Origin of the sequence: Streptomyces sp. DSM 40868, from assembly GCF_011820545.1 — a bacterium.
GTDB classification, from domain to species: Bacteria; Actinomycetota; Actinomycetes; order Streptomycetales; family Streptomycetaceae; genus Streptomyces; species Streptomyces eurythermus.
In genome coordinates, this window is sequence record NZ_CP050504.1 from 418,425 (window position 1) to 433,612 (window position 15,188).

Sequence of the window (15,188 nt, forward strand, 5' to 3'; positions counted from 1 at the left end):
CCGGGTGCGGTACCCGGCTCCGAACCGTTCCGTCAGTCGCCTTCGACGGTATGCGCAGCGGAGGCGTCCGTGCACGTTCATCAGCGAAAACCGGCGGCTTCTTCTCTCTGCGCGTGCGGCGCCGATCTGACGGGGTGATGACGGCCTCGTCGCAGGGACTGGTCATCGGGAGTCGGCAGGGGTGGGGCCGAGGCCGGCATCGGCGGCGCCTTCCCTCGCAGGCGTCTCGGTCCGGGGCCGTGGCACATCCGGTTCGGAGAGGGTGCGCAGGAGCAGCCAGCTCAGCACGGGCATCAGGACGAGAGGTGCCAGGGCGGTGTGCAGGGAGGTGGCGTCGGCGAGGCTGCCGATGGCGGGGCCGGCCAGGCCGCCGATGCTGACGGCCAGGCCGAGGGTGATCCCGCCGGCGGTGCCGACACGGGAGGGCAAGTAGTCCTGGCCGAGCGTGACTTGCAACGAGAAGGGCACATACAGGCCGCCCGAGGTCAGTGCCACGAACAGGTAGAGGGCCGGGCCGGGCACCCACACCACGCCTGCGATGGCCGCTGCCGTGATCAGGTACGACCAGCGCGAGACCGTCACCCGGTCCCAGCGGGCGGCCAGGGACCCGCCGAGTACCGAGCCGATCGCACCGCCGAGGTAGAGCACGGTCAGGGCCGCGGTGCCCGCGGCCGTGCCGCCGCCCAGGCGCTGGCGGGCGTACAGCGAGATGAAAGTGCTCAGGCCGATGAACGCGATCGACCGGAAAGCCACGGCCAGTGACAGCGTCACGAAGGAAGCGGTGTCGTCGCTTCCGGCGGGCACCGTCATCCGGGATCCGGCGGCCTGCCCGCCCCGCAGGGCGCGCACCACGGGCAGGCACATCGCGGCGCCGGCGAGGGCCGGCACCACCAGCAGGGGTGTCCGGCTCAGTCCCCCGGTGGCCATCACGGCGGCGACCATGGGCGGGGCCAGCGCGAAGCCGATCGTGCCGCCCGTGGAGAACCAGCTCATGGCGCGGTGGCTGCCCTGACCGGCGATGCGGGCGACGCGGGCGGATTCGGGGTGGTAGGCGGCCACGCCGAGACCCGATATCGCGACGAATGCGAGGGTGAGCGGGTAAGAGCCGCTGAGGCCGCTCAGCGCGATGCCGACACCGCCGAGCAACGTGCTGACCGGCAGCAGCCAGGGCATGGCCCACCGGTCGGTGAGCGCGCCGAACACCGGCTGCGCCACCGAGGACAGCAGCGAGGCGGCCAGCACGATGCCCGAGGCGACCGAGTAGGCGTAGGCACGCTCGGCGATGAAGAACGGCACCAGAGCCGCCACGGCACCTTGGTAGATGTCGACACACGCGTGCCCCACGGACAGCAGAACGATCGATGTGTTCCTTCGCATCCCGTCATGTTCCGGGCCCGGCATCGTGTCGCGCTTCCGATAAACTGCCACATGATGACGGAAGTCCGCCACGATCCCGTAGCGCCGACCCGTACCCAGTCGCTGGCGTCCGGCGGCTCGATCGGTGCCCACAGGCACGACGACCACCAGATCGTCTACGCGGGCCGCGGTGTACTGGCCGTCACGACCAGCGAGGGATCCTGGGTCGCCCCGGGCACGCGAGCCATCTGGGTGCCCGCCGGCACCGTGCACGCGCACCGGGCCTACGGCGAACTCGACCTGCACCTGGTAGGGCTGCCCGCCAGCGAGAACCCGGTCGGTCTCGACGCACCGACCGTGCTGGCCGTCAGCCCGCTGCTGCGCGAACTGATCATCGCTCACACACGCGCCGAGGACGACGGCAGCCCCGAACGGGCCCGCCTGCGCGCCGTGCTCCTCGACCAGCTACGGGCATCCCCCCAGCAGCCGCTGCACCTGCCCACCCCCACCGCACCCCTGCTGCGTGCGCTGTGTGACATCCTGCGAGCCGCGCCGGGCGACGGCCGCACGCTCGCCGAACTCGGCCGCGAGGTCGGCGCGAGCGACCGTACCCTGTCCCGGCTGTTCCGCAGTGATCTCGGCATGACCTTTCCGCAGTGGCGCACACAACTTCGCCTCCACCACGCGCTGGTCCTCCTGACCGAGCGGATGCCGGTGACCGCGGTGGCACACCAGTGCGGGTGGTCGTCCACCAGCGCCTTCATCGATGTCTTCCGCCGCACCTTCGGCCACACCCCGGGCTCCCACCCGACGGGCTGAGGGGTCCTGACAGCGGCTCGCACAACGAGCCGAGTTGTCCGACGGGGTCCGGCGCCGGGCCGCACGCGTTCTCCGGGCCCGGCACCGGGTCGCGGGCGCCACGAGCCCACGTCGCCGTCAGGCGTCAGGCGTCAGGCCAGCGGGTCATGGCCCCAGTTCATCAGGGAGTGCCGCCAGCGGGTGTCCCGTACGTCTCCCGGTGGCCGCTGGGCCAGATGGCGGCGGATGTAGCCCACCACCTTGCGCATGTGCAGATAGTCGTCGTCCGTGAGGTCGCTCTTCCTTGTCCGCAGGATCTGCGTGATGCGCCGGCCGGACGCGTGCCCGGTGGACTCCCCTCCCCCTTTGTGCTGCCCGGCGGCGTGGGACTCCTCCGACTCCAGCCATGTGCCCAGCTCGGCCGGTGTCATGTTCACCAGGTTCCGGAAGCCCTCCCAGACCTCCTGGCGTTCCTCGTCGTCCACGCCGCCTCACTTCTTCTTCCTCAGCGCGGACGGCTTGTGGACCGCGGGCCTGCCGGACTTGTCGCTGCGGACCTGGTACTGCGGTGCGTCCGGTGACGCGTCCACCGTACGGCCGGCCGCCTCGGTACGTTCCGTGATCTTCTTCTCCACCTCGCCCTCGGCCTGGCCGCCGTGGCTCTTCCAGGCCACCTTGTCGCCCTTCTCGAACTCGCTGCCCTCGTCACGGTTCTTCGCCATCGAGCATCTCCTTCGCGGACGGCGGGACTGCTCCTCCAGCGTGAGGCCACCGTGCCCTGCTCGCAGCGGGAGCGCGTCCACCGTGCCCCGGAGGTGGTCCGGAGCGGTGTCGGCTACGGCTTCGCGCTGGACGGCCGGGAGTGGTCCGACACGGCTTCAGGCGCGGGCGGCCGGAGTGTTCTGCTCCAGGCGGGCGCCCAGGGCGGCGGCGAAGTCCTCGGCACGGGCCAGCTGGACGCGCAGCTTCTCCACCTGCTCGGCCGCGGCCCGCTCGTAGGTCCGTACGCGCTCCAGCAGGGCCTCGCGCTCGTCGGCGTCGAGAGCGTCGCCGCTGTCCAGGCGGTCGGTGGCGTCCAGCAGGTCGCGCATCTGCTCCAGGGTGAAGCCGAGCGGCTTCATCCGGCGGATCACCATGAGCCGGGCGACGTCGGTCTCGGTGTAGAGGCGGAACCCGCCCTGGGAGCGGGCGGAGGGAATGACCAGGCCGGTCTCCTCGTAGTGCCGGATGGTGCGCAGGGACAGCTCTGTCCGCGCGGCGACCTCGCCGATCTGCATGTGCTTGCCGTCCACGCCCGTGGCCCTGGCCCTTCCCGTCGTGGCAGGCCGCGTTCCGCGCGACCCCATCAATCTCTACTCTAACGTTAGGGTAGAGTCATGGGCGGTGAGGGTGGTCCCGCTGCCCCGCTGTTGCCGTTCCGGGGCCGATGGCGCCCCCGGCGAAGAACCGAGTCCCGCAGGAGAGAGCGTGCGCGAGCCCATGCCGCCGATCGCCGCCGCCTGCCCGCCGTGACCCTTCGCCCCCCGATGTGAGCTGCCCGGCCGCCCGTGCGCGCCGCCGCCTCGCGTCTGTTTGCCACGACTTCCGGCCCGTCCCGCGGGCCGTCCGCGGAGTGTCGGCCCGGCCCCGCGCGTCCTTCCCGCACGCCCCGGCTGCCCATGGGTGTGCCCGACCACGGACAGGTACACATCTCCTTGTCTTCCACCATCGCGACTCCCGCCGCGCGCCTGCGCGGCCTCAAGCCGGACTGGCTGGGCAATCCCCAGGTGTGGCGCACCGAGGTCCTGGCCGGTCTGGTCGTCGGCCTGGCCCTGATCCCTGAGGCGATCTCGTTCTCGATCATCGCCGGTGTCGACCCGGCGATCGGGCTGTTCGCCTCGTTCACCATGGCCGTGACGATCTCCGTCGTCGGCGGACGCCGGGCGATGATCTCCGCCGCCACCGGCGCGGTCGCGCTCGTCACCGCTCCCGTGAACCGTGAACACGGCCTGGGCTACCTGGTCGCGACCGTCATCCTGGCCGGCCTCTTCCAGATCGTCCTCGGCGTGGCGGGTGTGGCCAAGCTGATGCGGTTCGTGCCCCGCTCGGTGATGACCGGCTTCGTCAACGCCCTCGCCATCATGATCTTCATGGCGCAGGTGCCGGAGATGCGCGACGTCCCCTGGCCGGTCTACCCGCTGATCGTCGGCGGCCTGGCGCTGATGGTGTTCTTCCCGAAGGTCACCCGGGTGATCCCGGCGCCGCTGGTGTCCATCGTCGTCCTCACCGTGATCACCGTCGCGGCCGGGATCGCCGTGCCGACCGTCGGCGACAAGGGCGAACTGCCGTCCTCGCTGCCGGTCCCGGGCCTGCCCGACGTGCCGTTCACCCTCGACACCCTGACGACCATCGCCCCCTACGCCCTCGCCATGGCACTGGTCGGCCTGATGGAGTCGCTGATGACCGCGCAGCTCGTCGACGACATCACCGACACCCCCTCCTCCAAGACCCGCGAGTCCATCGGCCAGGGCATCGCCAACATTGTCACCGGCTTCTTCGGCGGCATGGGCGGCTGTGCCATGATCGGCCAGACCATGATCAACGTGAAGGTGTCCGGCGCCCGCACCCGCGTCTCGACCTTCCTCGCCGGTGTCTTCCTGATGGTGCTGTGCGTCGTCTTCGGCCCGGTCGTCTCCGACATCCCCATGGCCGCCCTGGTCGCCGTCATGGTCATGGTCACCTTCGGCACCTTCGACTGGCACTCCATCGCCCCCAAGACGTTCAAGCGGATGCCGGCCGGGGAGATCGCCGTCATGGTCATCACCGTGATCGTCGTGGTCGCCACCTCCAACCTCGCCATCGGCGTCGTCGTCGGCTCGGTCACCGCCATGGTCGTCTTCGCCAAGCGGGTCGCCCGCCTCGCCCACGTCACCGCCGTCACCGACCCCGACGGCCACACGGTCGTCTACCGGGTCACCGGCGAGCTGTTCTTCGCCTCCTCCAACGACCTCGTCGGCCGGTTCGACTACGCGGGCGACCCGGAGAAGGTCGTCATCGACCTCTCGGCCGCACACATCTGGGACGCCTCTTCCGTCGCCGCCCTGGACGCGATCGAGACCAAGTACCAGCAGCGCGGCAAGACCGTCCAGATCACCGGTCTGAACGATCCCAGCGCCGACCTCCACGGCAAGCTCACCGCCAACCACTGAGCCCGCACCCCACGCCCACCGCGCAGGACCCCGGCCACTTGGCTCGGGGTCCTGTGCCGTTCTCCCGTCACTCACGTCTCCACCGCTCGTTCGCGGGCGGCGGGTGGGCGCCCCCACGCGGCCAGGGCCCTGAGGAGTGCGCTGCGCCCCCGGTCCGGCACCGTCCACAGTGTCTGGCCCCGCACACCCCACTGCTCCAGCAGGGTGTTGGCCGCGAGGAAGCCGCTCGTGGCGGCCCGTTCCATGAGGGCCACGGGCAGGCCGGTGCGGACCAGGTCGCCCGCCACGACCAGCCGGGGGTGCGGGGTGCGGACTGTGGGGCGGTCGCCGTAGCCGCCCACCGGGAACAGGGGGCAGTCCTCGTGCCACTCGTGGCGGGCGTCGAGGACCGTCGCCGGGCCGGTCTCCGGGTAGACGCGGCGCAATTGTTCGAGCAGACGCTTCTCTTCGACGTCCCGAGCGGCTCCGGGCGGTACGGCGTAGGCGTGCAGTTCGATGACGGAGCCCCCGGTGCGCGCGCTCCAGCGGGCCGCCTCGTCCTCGTACCGTTCCAGCACGCTGATGTTGTCCAGGGTGCCGAAACCGCTGGTCCCGAGGAAGCCGGGCCGATCGTGTGCGACGGGCCGGTCCAGCCACAGCCGGCTGACCAGGAACGGCGGGGCGGTCCGCAGCCGTCCGATCCGCTCGCGCCAGGCCGCGTCGCCCAGCTCTGCGCAGCGGCCGGCCAGTGAGCGCAGCCCGGCGGTGTCGAGGGCGAGGACGACCCCGTCGTAGCGGCGCTCGTCGCGGCCGGTGGCGGCCACGAAGCCGCCGTCCCGGGTGGGCGCGATGTGCTCGACGGCTGTTCCGGTGCGCACCTCGGCATGGTGCCGGGCCAAGTGGCGGGCGAGCGGATCCCACAGCGCGGCCGGGAAGGGGGCGCGGGGCACGTCGAACAGCAGTCCCTCGGCGGAGCCCAGGAAGTAGATGTGGAACATCAGCGCCATCTCGGCCGCCGACAGTTCCCGGGGATCGGCGAAGAAGCTGCGGGAGAACACCTCGAAGGCCAGGTGGCGGGCGCTTTCGGGGAAGCCCACGGCGTCCAGGAGGGCGTGGGCGCTGGTGCCGTCCAGACGGTCGTACACCTCCGGCACGCGCACGTCGAGCAGGGGCAGGGCGGTCCGCGGGTTCATCGCGCGCAGGTCCGCGAGCCGGAAGGAGGGGCTGAGCGCGACGAAGCCGAACGCGCTGAGCGGCGGGGTGCGCGGGACGTGCCGGAAACTGTCGCGCAGGCCGGTGGCGTGGCGCAGCGGGTAGTCCGGAAGGCCGGTGAGCCGCTCCAGGCCGGGGTCGGTCCGGCGCAGCAGCCCGCGCAGGTTGTAGTACTGGCGGAAGAACGCGTGGAAGCCGCGGCTCATGGTGACCGTGGTGCCGTCGCGCAGTTCCACCGGCCATCCGCCGACCCGTCCGCCGAGGCAGGCCCGCTTCTCGTACAGGGTGACGCTCACCCCGCGTTCGGCGAGGACGGTGGCGGCGGCCAGGCCCGCGATGCCCGCGCCGACCACCGCCACCGAGGGCGGGGCGCCCTGCACGCGGGGGGTGCCGGGCCGGGCGGGCAGAACGCGGGCCCGCCGGTCGCGGCCCGGGCGCGCGGCGCGCCGGCCCGGGGTCCTCACCCGTCCTCCTTCGGGGCGTGCGCCCGGCGGGCTACGAAGGTGTGGGTGATGCCCGTCTGCCAGCCCGGCAGCGGCAGGGCGCGGACTTGGTCGAAGCCGGCCGCGCCGAGCCGCCGCGCGAACCGCCCGGCGGTGTCGAAGTCCACGACGCTGCGCCACAGGTGCCGGTACAGCGGCCCGTCCCCCAGCACGGTCGCGGCGGGTTGTACGACACCCCGGCACACCAGGGTCCACACCGCGCGGTCCGCGCGCCGCCCGCTGAGGGTGTACTCGTGCACGCCGAGCCGGCCGCCCGGGCGCAGCAGTCCGCGCACGGTGGCGAGCACGGCGTCGGGGTCGGTGACGTTGCGGAGGAGATAGGCCGCGAACACCGCGTCGAACGGGCCGGACACCCCGGCCTCGCTCAGCCGCTCGGCGGGGGCGTGCACGAAGGTCACCCCGTCCGCCCACGGTTTGGCCGCGGCCCGCCGGAGCATGCCGGCCGAGGCGTCCACGGCCGTGACGCGGGCGGCGGGCAGGACGGACCGCAGCGCGGCCGTGGAGGCGCCGGTGCCGCAGCCGAGGTCGAGCAGGCGCAGGCCCTGGCCCCTGTCGGGCAGGCCGAGCCGGCGCACCGAGCGGCGCAGGTGGGCGTGGTAGCCGGGGTTGGCGGCCACGAGTGTGTCGTAGCCGCGGGCGGCGTGGTCGAAGGCGGCGGCGAGTCGCTCGTCGCGCAGCACTGTCATGCGGTCTCCGTCGGGGGAAGGCGCGGGGTGGCCCGATGCGCCGGCGGGCGCGGTGCCGGGGGCAGGTCGTGGGGGCGGCGGGGCAGGCGGGGCAGTTCCAGGGCGGAGCGCAGCATCGGTCCGACGGGGGTGCGCAGGCCGATGGACAGGTCTTCGTGCGGGTGGGTGTCCCCGTCGAGGAAGCGCAGCAGTCGTGTCATGGGCACGCGGGTGAAGAGGCGGCCGAACAGGTCCGGGCCGTCGGCCCGGCCGCTGTCCAGGGCGCGCAGCAGGACGGCGTCCATGCCGCGGTGACGCGCCGGGTGGGCGGCGGGCGGCACGGGTCGGCGGCCGCGGCGCAGGGCGGCGGCGACGGCCCGGGTCTGGCGTTGCAGTCCGGCGAAGGTGTAACCGGTGGCGGGGCGGGTCGCTCCGCCGGCGGCGCCGATGCGGAAGACCGAGGCCCCGGTCTGCCGGGCGAACGGCGCGTCGGTCATCGGGATGACACCGGTCTCGGTGGCCAGGACCTGCCGTTCGCCGAGCCGTAGCACCTCGTCGGCGTAGTGCCGCACGGCGGCCTCGTAGCGGTCCGGTTCGAGGGTGCGCCGGGAGAACTCGGTGTATTCCACGAGCGCCTCGTACGGCCCGGTCGGCAGGACGTAGCCGAAGGACAGGCCGTGGGCGGGCTGCGGGGTGCGGAAGTCCATCAGCTCGACGGCGGACGGGTCGAAGACGGGCCGGGCGGTGCGCACGAACCAGCCGTGGAAGTGCTGGAGCAGGGTGGTACGGGCGGCCGGGAGGCTGCCCAGGGGGCGGGAGTCGAACACCCAGCGGGCGCTGAGCATCCGCGTCCGGCCGTCGGTGTCCCTCAGATGGACGTACGCGCCGCCGGGCACGTCCTCCAGCGTGTCGACGGTCGCTTCGAGGCGCCGCACGTTGGGGCTGCGGGCCAGGTCCCGGGAGACGAGGCGCTCGAAGTCGTCGGAGCGGATCATGCGGTACCGCAGCGGGTCGATGTCGCCCTCGACCGGGGCGCCGGTGCGCGGGCGCACCCTCAGCCGCCGCCACTCGGCCCGGACCGCCGCGTCGAACCGTCCCGTTCCCGCCGTCCAGTAGCACCACGTCCGCGGGGGCGGCCGGAGCGGGCCGGGCGGCGCGTCGACCAGTACCACGGACGGCGTCCGCAGGCCGGGGACGTGCCCGGCGAGCCGGTGGGCCAGCGACAGCCCGGCGGCGCCCGCGCCCACGACGGCCACGTCCGTGTCCGGCACGGCGTCTCCTCTCCTCGGTGTCCTTCCTCCGGTCGCGGATCGTCGCGGCGCCCGACGCGCGCCCGGACCGGCCGTCGGGGATCACGTCGCCCCCGCCCGGTATCGCGGATTGTGTACCCCGGCGGATGCAGGGCGCCCCTCGGCGGCGAGCGGCCGAGCGCCGGACACGGCACGCTGAGGGGGCGGGTCCCCGGTGGTCTCGGCGATCGCGTGGGGCGTTCACGCATCCGTCCGCGCGCAGGCGGACGGGTGACGGCACGACGGTACGAACACGACGGAGGGACACCGGGATGCGGCCTGCCCACGCGAGGGAAACCGGGATGCGGCCTGTCCCCGCGAAGGACCACCCGGCGACGGCGCCGCCGGGCACGGCCGGGCCCGTGGGGTCGCTTCCGCACGGGCCCGTGGCCGACGACGGGGAGGAACTTCGCGTCCGCCAGAGCGTTCCCGTGCCGGGCGGGCCCGCCGAGGTGCGGCGGATCGACGCCGACGTACCCGGCGCCATCGGCCGGGTGCTCGGCCAGGTGCTGGCGGAGCGGCTGCGCCGCGCACTGCTGACGGACCCCCTGTCCGGCGGGGAACTGGCCGAACGGGTGGCACGCTTCACCCTCCAGGGTGGCAAGCGCACGCGCGCACGGCTGCTGTGGTGGGCCTTCCGGGCCTGCGCCGGCCGGGACGCGGCGTCCGCGACGGCGGCCCTGCGGATCGGGGGCGCCCTGGAACTGCTCCAGACGTGCGCGCTCGTCCACGACGACGTGATGGACCGGGCCGTACTGCGGCGGGGCCGGCCCGCGCTGCACACGGACCTGGCCGACCGGTACGCCGGCCGGGTCGGACCCGAACGGGCCGAGCGGTTCGGGCAGTCTGCGGCGGTCCTCGCCGGGGACCTCGCGCTGGCCTGGGCCGACGATCTGATGGCGGAGACACCGCTGGCACCGGGGACGGGGAAGGTGGTGCGACGGCTGTGGAGCGACATGCGCACGGAGATGGTGGCGGGCCAGTACCTGGACGTACAGGGTCAGGTCACCGGGGTGGGGTCGCTGCCCCGTGTGCTGCGCGCCGCCTGTCTGAAGAGCGCCCTGTACTCGGTCGAGCGGCCCCTCGCCCTGGGAGCCGCCGTGGCGGGCGCCGACCGGGTGACGCTGCGCCGGCTGGGTGACGCCGGACGCTGTGTCGGCATGGCGTTCCAGCTGCGCGACGACTTGGACGACGTCTTCGGGGACCCGCGGGTGACCGGCGAGGTGTGCGGCGACGACATCCGCGAGGGCAAGCCCACGTATCTGGTCGCGCTCGCCCGCACGCGGGCGGAGGCCGCCGGTGACGGTGCCGCGCTCGCCGTGCTGGACCGGTGGCTCGGTGACCGGGCCCTCACCGGGCGCGGCCTGAACGAGGTACGGGACGTGCTGGTCGCGACGGGCGCGCGCGCCACCGTGGAGGCCGAGGTGGACCGGCTGGCCGGGCAGGGGCTGCGGCACTTCGACGGCGCCGACCTCGATCCGGAGGGCGCCGGGCCGCTGCGCGAGCTGCTGCTCGCCACGGCGGGGGCGCGGCCGGAAGCGGACACCGCGGTAGGTCCCGCTGCTCCTGCCGCCGGTGGCATGGGGGGTGACCGGTGACGCGTACCGTGCCCGGTCCCACGGACCGGGTGGTGGTCGTCGGTGCCGGACTCGCCGGGCTGTCGGCGGCGCTGCACCTGCTGGGCGCCGGCCGCCGGGTCACGGTCGTAGAGCGCGAGGAGCTGCCCGGCGGCCGGGCCGGGCGCATGGACCTGGCCGGTTACCGGATCGACACCGGGCCGACCGTGCTGACCATGCCCGACCTGGCCGACGAGGCGTTCGCCGCCGTCGGGACAAGCCTGTACGAGCGGGTGGAGCTGATCCCCCTGCACCCCGCCTACCGGGCCTGCTTCGCGGACGGCAGCAGCCTCGACGTGCACAGCGGCGCGGACGCGATGGCCGCGGAGGTGGAGCGGTTCGCCGGGGCGGCGGAGGCGGCGGGATACCTGCGGCTGCGCGACTGGCTCCAGCGGTTGTACCGGGCGCAGCTGCGCCGGTTCATCGACGCCGACTTCGACTCGCCGCTCGGTCTGCTGCACACCGATCTCGTCCGGCTGGCCGCCCTGGGCGGCTTCGGCCGCCTGGACGCCCGGATCGGCCGTTTCCTGAGCGACGAGCGGCTGCGCCGGGTGTTCTCCTTCCAGGCCCTGTACGCGGGTGTCCCCCCGGCACGGGCGCTGGCCGCCTACGCGGTGATCGCCTACATGGACACCGTCGCCGGCGTGTACTTCCCCCGGGGCGGCATGCACGCCCTGCCGCGGGCCATGGCGGAGGCGGCCGCCGCGGCCGGGGCGGAGCTGCGGTTCGGGCAGCCGGTGACCCGCCTGGAGCGGTCCGGCGAGCGGGTCACGGCCGTCGTCACCGACGCCGGCCGCATCCCGTGCGACGCGGTCGTCCTCACCCCGGACCTGCCCGTCGCCTACCGGCTGCTCGGCCGCGCGCCGCGCCGGCCGCTCGGGCTGCGCCACTCCCCCTCCGCGGTCGTGCTGCACGCCGGCACGGACCGCACCTGGCCCCACCTCGCCCACCACACGATCTCCTTCGGCGCGGCGTGGCACACCACCTTCGACGAACTCACCCGCGCCGGACGCCTGATGAGCGACCCCTCGCTGCTCGTCACCCGCCCCACCGCGACCGATCCCGCTCTCGCGCCACCCGGCCGCCACCTGCACTACATCCTCGCCCCCTGCCCCAACACCGACCTCGGCCCGGGCCCCGCGGCCTGGTCCGACCTCGGTCCGCGCTACCGGGACACGCTGCTGCGGGAGCTGGAGCGGCGCGGACTGGCCGGCATCGAGGCCGCCATCGAGGAGGAGTGCCTGGTCACCCCGGCCGACTGGCACGCGCGGGGGCACGCCGCCGGAACCCCCTTCTCGGCCGCCCACACCTTCGCGCAGACCGGGCCGTTCCGGCCGCGCAACCTGGTACGCGGCACGGAGAACGCGGTCCTGGCCGGCTGCGGCACCACGCCCGGCGTCGGTGTGCCGACCGTGCTGCTGTCGGGGAAGCTGGCCGCGGCCCGCGTCACGGGCGTACCCGGGCGCGGCGGCAGCCGCCCGCGCCCCTCCCCGGCCCCCACGGGCGTACGGGCCGCCCCGCGGGCGCATGAGCAACCTCCCCGGCGCCGTCCAGCCCCCGCGCGGGAACCGTCGGCCGCCTCCCCTGACTTTCCGGCTGCCGCACGGCAGTCCCCGCCGCCGGGGAGCCCCCCGGCCGAACCCACGGCCCCCGCGACCGAAGGCAGGACCGGATGACCGATCGAGAGCTGGACGCGGCGGGAATCGACGATCCGGCGCTGCGCGCGGCCTACCACCGCTGCCGTGCCCTCAACGCCCGCCACGGCAGGACCTACTTCCTCGCCACCCGGCTGCTGCCCGTCGCACGCCGGCCCGCCGTGCACGCCTTGTACGGCTTCGCCCGCTGGGCCGACGACATCGTCGACTCCCTCGACCCCGGCACCGGAACGGACGTACGGGTGCGGGCCCTGGCCCGGCTCCAGGAGGAACTGGCGGAGGGACTGCGGCAGGGCGGCAGCGGCGAGCCGGTGGTGCGCGCGCTCGCCGACACCGCCCGCCGCTACGCCATCGACCACGCCCACTTCCGGGACTTCATGACCGCCATGCGCTCCGACCTGGTCGTGACGGGCTACCCCACCTACGCCGACCTGCGCGCGTACATGCACGGCTCGGCCGCGGTGATCGGGCTCCAGATGCTGCCCGTACTGGGCACGGTGGCCCCGCGCGAGGAAGCCGAGCCGTACGCCGCCGCGCTCGGCGTCGCCTTCCAGCTGAGCAACTTCCTGCGGGACGTCGGCGAGGACCTGGACCGCGGACGCGTCTACCTGCCCGCCGATCTGCTCGCCGGGCACGGCGTCGACCGGGAACTGCTGGTCTGGAGCCGCGCGACGAGCCGCCCCGACCGCCGGATCACCGCCGCGCTCAGGGAGTTCGCGGAACTGACCCGCGGGGTGTACCGGGAGGCGATGCCCGGCATCGGGTTGCTCGAGCCGGTGGCCCGGCCCTGTATCCGCACCGCGGCCGTCCTGTACGGCGGCATCCTGGACGCCGTCGCCCGGGACGGCTACGCCGTGCTGCACCGGCGGTCGGTGGTGTCGCGGCGGCGCAGGGCGGTGGTCGCCGCCGACGGGCTGGTCCGGGTGGCGGCGGTCCGGCTGCGGGCGCGGACCGCTCCGTCGCACCGGCCGGCCGCTCGCGCCCGCGCGCTGACCGCGGCCCCGCTCGCGCCGACGGCGGCCCTCCCCTCCCCCGAGGGCGTCGCGTGAGCCGCCGTCGCCTGCCGCTTTCGCTGCGCCGCGGTGCCGTGCCGTGGGAGGGGCAGCGGCCCACGTGGCGCGAGGCGCGGCCCGCGCTGATCGCCGGGGCGCTGAAGCGCGCGCGGACGCGGCCGTCGGGGAACTGGTACGTCGTCGGCGCCTCCCGGGCCCTGCGCGGGGACGGCAAACTGGCGCGGACCGTGGCGGGGCAGGAGATCGTCGTGTGGCGGGGGCCCGACGGCCGGCCCGTCGGCGGCCCGGGGATCTGCCCGCACCTGGGGGCGCCGCTGCGGGACAGTCCGGTGCGCTGCGGCACGCTGGTGTGCCACTGGCACGGGCTGGCCCTGGACGGCGACCCGTACGCGGGCTGGTCGCCGCTGCCGGTGCACGACGACGGGGTGCTGGTGTGGGCGCGGCTGGACGCGGTGGGCGGTGAGGAGCCCCTGGACGCACCGGTCGTACCGCCCCGGCCCGAGCCCGCGCGCGCCCTGACGGCCGTCTACACCGGCGTGGGTGTCTGTGAGCCGGAGGACGTGGTGGCCAACCGGCTCGATCCGTGGCACGGGGCGTGGCTGCACCCGTACGCGTTCGTCGATCTGACCGTGGTGGACGCCCCCGGCGACCCGGCCGGCGCGGTGGACGACGGTCCGGACGCCCTGACCGTCGACGTGTCCTTCAAGGTGGCGGGCCGGATCGTCGTACCGGTCCGCGCCGTCTTCACCGCGCCCGGCCCCCGTACGGTCGTCATGCGCGTCTGCGAGGGCGAGGGCGCGGGGTCCGTCGTGGAGACCCACGCCACCCCGCTCGGCGCGGACGGGGCCGGGCGGCCCCGCACCGCCGTCATCGAGGCGGTGCTCGCGGTCTCCGCCCGCCCGGGCTTCGCGGCCGCCCGCCGGGCCGCACCGCTGCTGCGACCCCTGGTACGCGCCACGGCCGGCCGCCTGTGGCGGGACGACCTGGCCTACGCGGAGCGGCGCTGGCTCCTGCGGTCCACGGGCCGTTTTCCGGGCTGAGCGGCCGCGGGGAGCGCGGGGCGTGCCGATCCCCACCCCCAAATAGGGCAGATGTGATGAATAGGACGATAGTGGGAGGTTACTCCAGCAGGGACATCCGAAAGAACGGAGACGCCCGATGATCATCCAGAAGATGCACGACATGGGCATCCGCAGTGAACACGCCTACATGGCCGCCTTCGCCTCCATCGGCCTGAGCGTCGCCTCGTGGGCCGGCTCCCTCAAGATGGAGCCGGGCACCGGTCTGGCCCGCGCCGACCGCTGGGGCCTCTTCGTCGGCGAATGGGCACCCACCTTCTTCGGCCTCGGCCTCGCCCTGTCCCACTACGAGCAGCAGGACGGCACCCTCACCGGCACCGTCCATCCACTGCGCGAGGCCGGCTGACACCAGGGCGCTTCTGATGGCTCTTGGACCGTGTCCCGGAGCCGGATGACGATCGCGGTGACGGCCAGGGTGCCGTTGAAGACGTGGTCGCGCCTGTCGTACCGGCCGGCCACCGCCCAGTACTGCTTCCACTTGCTGACACATCGCTCGACGGCATTGCGGCGGCAGTACTGGGCCTCACCCCGGAAGCCGGCGGACGCGCACGCCCGCCGGCCCGGCTCTTGCGCCTGCGGCCGGCCCGCCGGCCGTCGGGCCGGGCCATGGTCGCCTTGATCCCCCGTTGGCGCAGGTAAGCGTGGTTGTCACGGCTGGAGTCGGCCCTGTCGCCGCGGACGCGGGCCGCCCGCTCGAACCTGCGCTTCCCAGACCGGCGAAGCCTCCTGGAAGTTCGCCTCACCCAGCAGTGGCCACCGGCCTGACCCTGTCCGGCCCAGGCCCGGGGATGTCAGTGCTGCGGTCCATACTCGTGCCGCGGCGCCACCCGGGCGC

Annotated in this window: 14 protein-coding genes; 7 read left to right on the top strand and 7 right to left on the bottom strand. The window is 74.2% G+C overall.

Annotated elements, in window-relative coordinates; all coding sequences use genetic code 11:
• Positions 1–162: 162 nt before the first annotated feature.
• Complete coding sequence (locus HB370_RS01940; RefSeq protein WP_030787393.1) at positions 163–1,377, bottom strand: MFS transporter; 1,215 nt, start codon at positions 1,375–1,377, stop codon at positions 163–165.
• Between the two features lie 54 nt (positions 1,378–1,431).
• Between HB370_RS01940 and HB370_RS01945 the strand changes: the two genes are divergently transcribed.
• Positions 1,432–2,175 (top strand): helix-turn-helix transcriptional regulator, encoded by a 744-nt coding sequence (locus HB370_RS01945; protein WP_030787396.1) that lies wholly within the window; start codon positions 1,432–1,434, stop codon positions 2,173–2,175.
• 131 nt (positions 2,176–2,306) lie between these two features.
• Here the strand turns inward: HB370_RS01945 and HB370_RS01950 are convergent, their stop codons facing one another.
• The 3 genes from HB370_RS01950 to HB370_RS01960 all read right to left on the bottom strand — a co-directional run bounded on the left by HB370_RS01950 (position 2,307) and on the right by HB370_RS01960 (position 3,446).
• A complete protein-coding gene (locus HB370_RS01950) occupies positions 2,307–2,639 on the bottom strand; it encodes a DUF3140 domain-containing protein (RefSeq protein WP_030787398.1) in 333 nt (110 codons plus the stop codon).
• A 6-nt stretch (positions 2,640–2,645) separates the two neighbouring features.
• Positions 2,646–2,876 carry a DUF2945 domain-containing protein gene (locus HB370_RS01955; RefSeq protein ID WP_030787400.1) on the bottom strand — a complete coding sequence of 77 codons (231 nt, stop codon included), beginning with the start codon at positions 2,874–2,876 and terminating at the stop codon, positions 2,646–2,648.
• A gap of 156 nt (positions 2,877–3,032) precedes the next feature.
• Positions 3,033–3,446 carry a MerR family transcriptional regulator gene (locus tag HB370_RS01960; RefSeq protein ID WP_030787402.1) on the bottom strand — a complete coding sequence of 138 codons (414 nt, stop codon included), beginning with the start codon at positions 3,444–3,446 and terminating at the stop codon, positions 3,033–3,035.
• Between the two features lie 366 nt (positions 3,447–3,812).
• On the opposite strand from HB370_RS01960, the gene HB370_RS01965 reads away from it, so the two are divergent.
• Positions 3,813–5,342, top strand: a complete 1,530-nt coding sequence (locus HB370_RS01965; protein ID WP_106980731.1) for a SulP family inorganic anion transporter — start codon at positions 3,813–3,815, stop codon at positions 5,340–5,342.
• Between the two features lie 71 nt (positions 5,343–5,413).
• Here HB370_RS01965 and HB370_RS01970 read toward each other — a convergent pair whose 3' ends face one another.
• From HB370_RS01970 to HB370_RS01980, 3 genes are read right to left on the bottom strand one after another with little or no spacing between them, the layout of a single operon-like run.
• Positions 5,414–6,997: an FAD-dependent oxidoreductase gene (locus HB370_RS01970; protein WP_030787406.1), complete on the bottom strand. Its 1,584-nt coding sequence runs from the start codon at positions 6,995–6,997 to the stop codon at positions 5,414–5,416.
• Complete coding sequence (locus HB370_RS01975; RefSeq protein ID WP_030787409.1) at positions 6,994–7,722, bottom strand: class I SAM-dependent methyltransferase; 729 nt, start codon at positions 7,720–7,722, stop codon at positions 6,994–6,996. Before HB370_RS01975 ends, HB370_RS01970 begins: the two co-directional genes overlap by 4 nt.
• Positions 7,719–8,972 (bottom strand): lycopene cyclase family protein, encoded by a 1,254-nt coding sequence (locus tag HB370_RS01980; protein ID WP_030787412.1) that lies wholly within the window; start codon positions 8,970–8,972, stop codon positions 7,719–7,721. The genes HB370_RS01975 and HB370_RS01980 overlap by 4 nt, the downstream gene beginning before the upstream one ends.
• 320 nt (positions 8,973–9,292) lie before the next feature.
• Between HB370_RS01980 and HB370_RS01985 the strand changes: the two genes are divergently transcribed.
• The 5 genes from HB370_RS01985 to HB370_RS02005 all read left to right on the top strand — a co-directional run bounded on the left by HB370_RS01985 (position 9,293) and on the right by HB370_RS02005 (position 14,699).
• Positions 9,293–10,588, top strand: a complete 1,296-nt coding sequence (locus HB370_RS01985) for a polyprenyl synthetase family protein (RefSeq protein ID WP_051815993.1) — start codon at positions 9,293–9,295, stop codon at positions 10,586–10,588.
• Entirely contained in the window at positions 10,585–12,282 is a 1,698-nt protein-coding gene (locus HB370_RS01990; protein ID WP_030787418.1) for a phytoene desaturase, read from the top strand. Before HB370_RS01985 ends, HB370_RS01990 begins: the two co-directional genes overlap by 4 nt.
• The gene (locus HB370_RS01995) at positions 12,279–13,310 is read left to right on the top strand and encodes a phytoene/squalene synthase family protein (protein WP_030787421.1); all 1,032 of its coding nucleotides are present in this window, start codon (positions 12,279–12,281) and stop codon (positions 13,308–13,310) included. The genes HB370_RS01990 and HB370_RS01995 overlap by 4 nt, the downstream gene beginning before the upstream one ends.
• A complete protein-coding gene (locus tag HB370_RS02000; protein WP_030787424.1) occupies positions 13,307–14,314 on the top strand; it encodes a DUF5914 domain-containing protein in 1,008 nt (335 codons plus the stop codon). The genes HB370_RS01995 and HB370_RS02000 overlap by 4 nt, the downstream gene beginning before the upstream one ends.
• 118 nt (positions 14,315–14,432) lie before the next feature.
• Positions 14,433–14,699 (top strand): hypothetical protein, encoded by a 267-nt coding sequence (locus HB370_RS02005; RefSeq protein ID WP_030787428.1) that lies wholly within the window; start codon positions 14,433–14,435, stop codon positions 14,697–14,699.
• Positions 14,700–15,188: the final 489 nt, after the last annotated feature.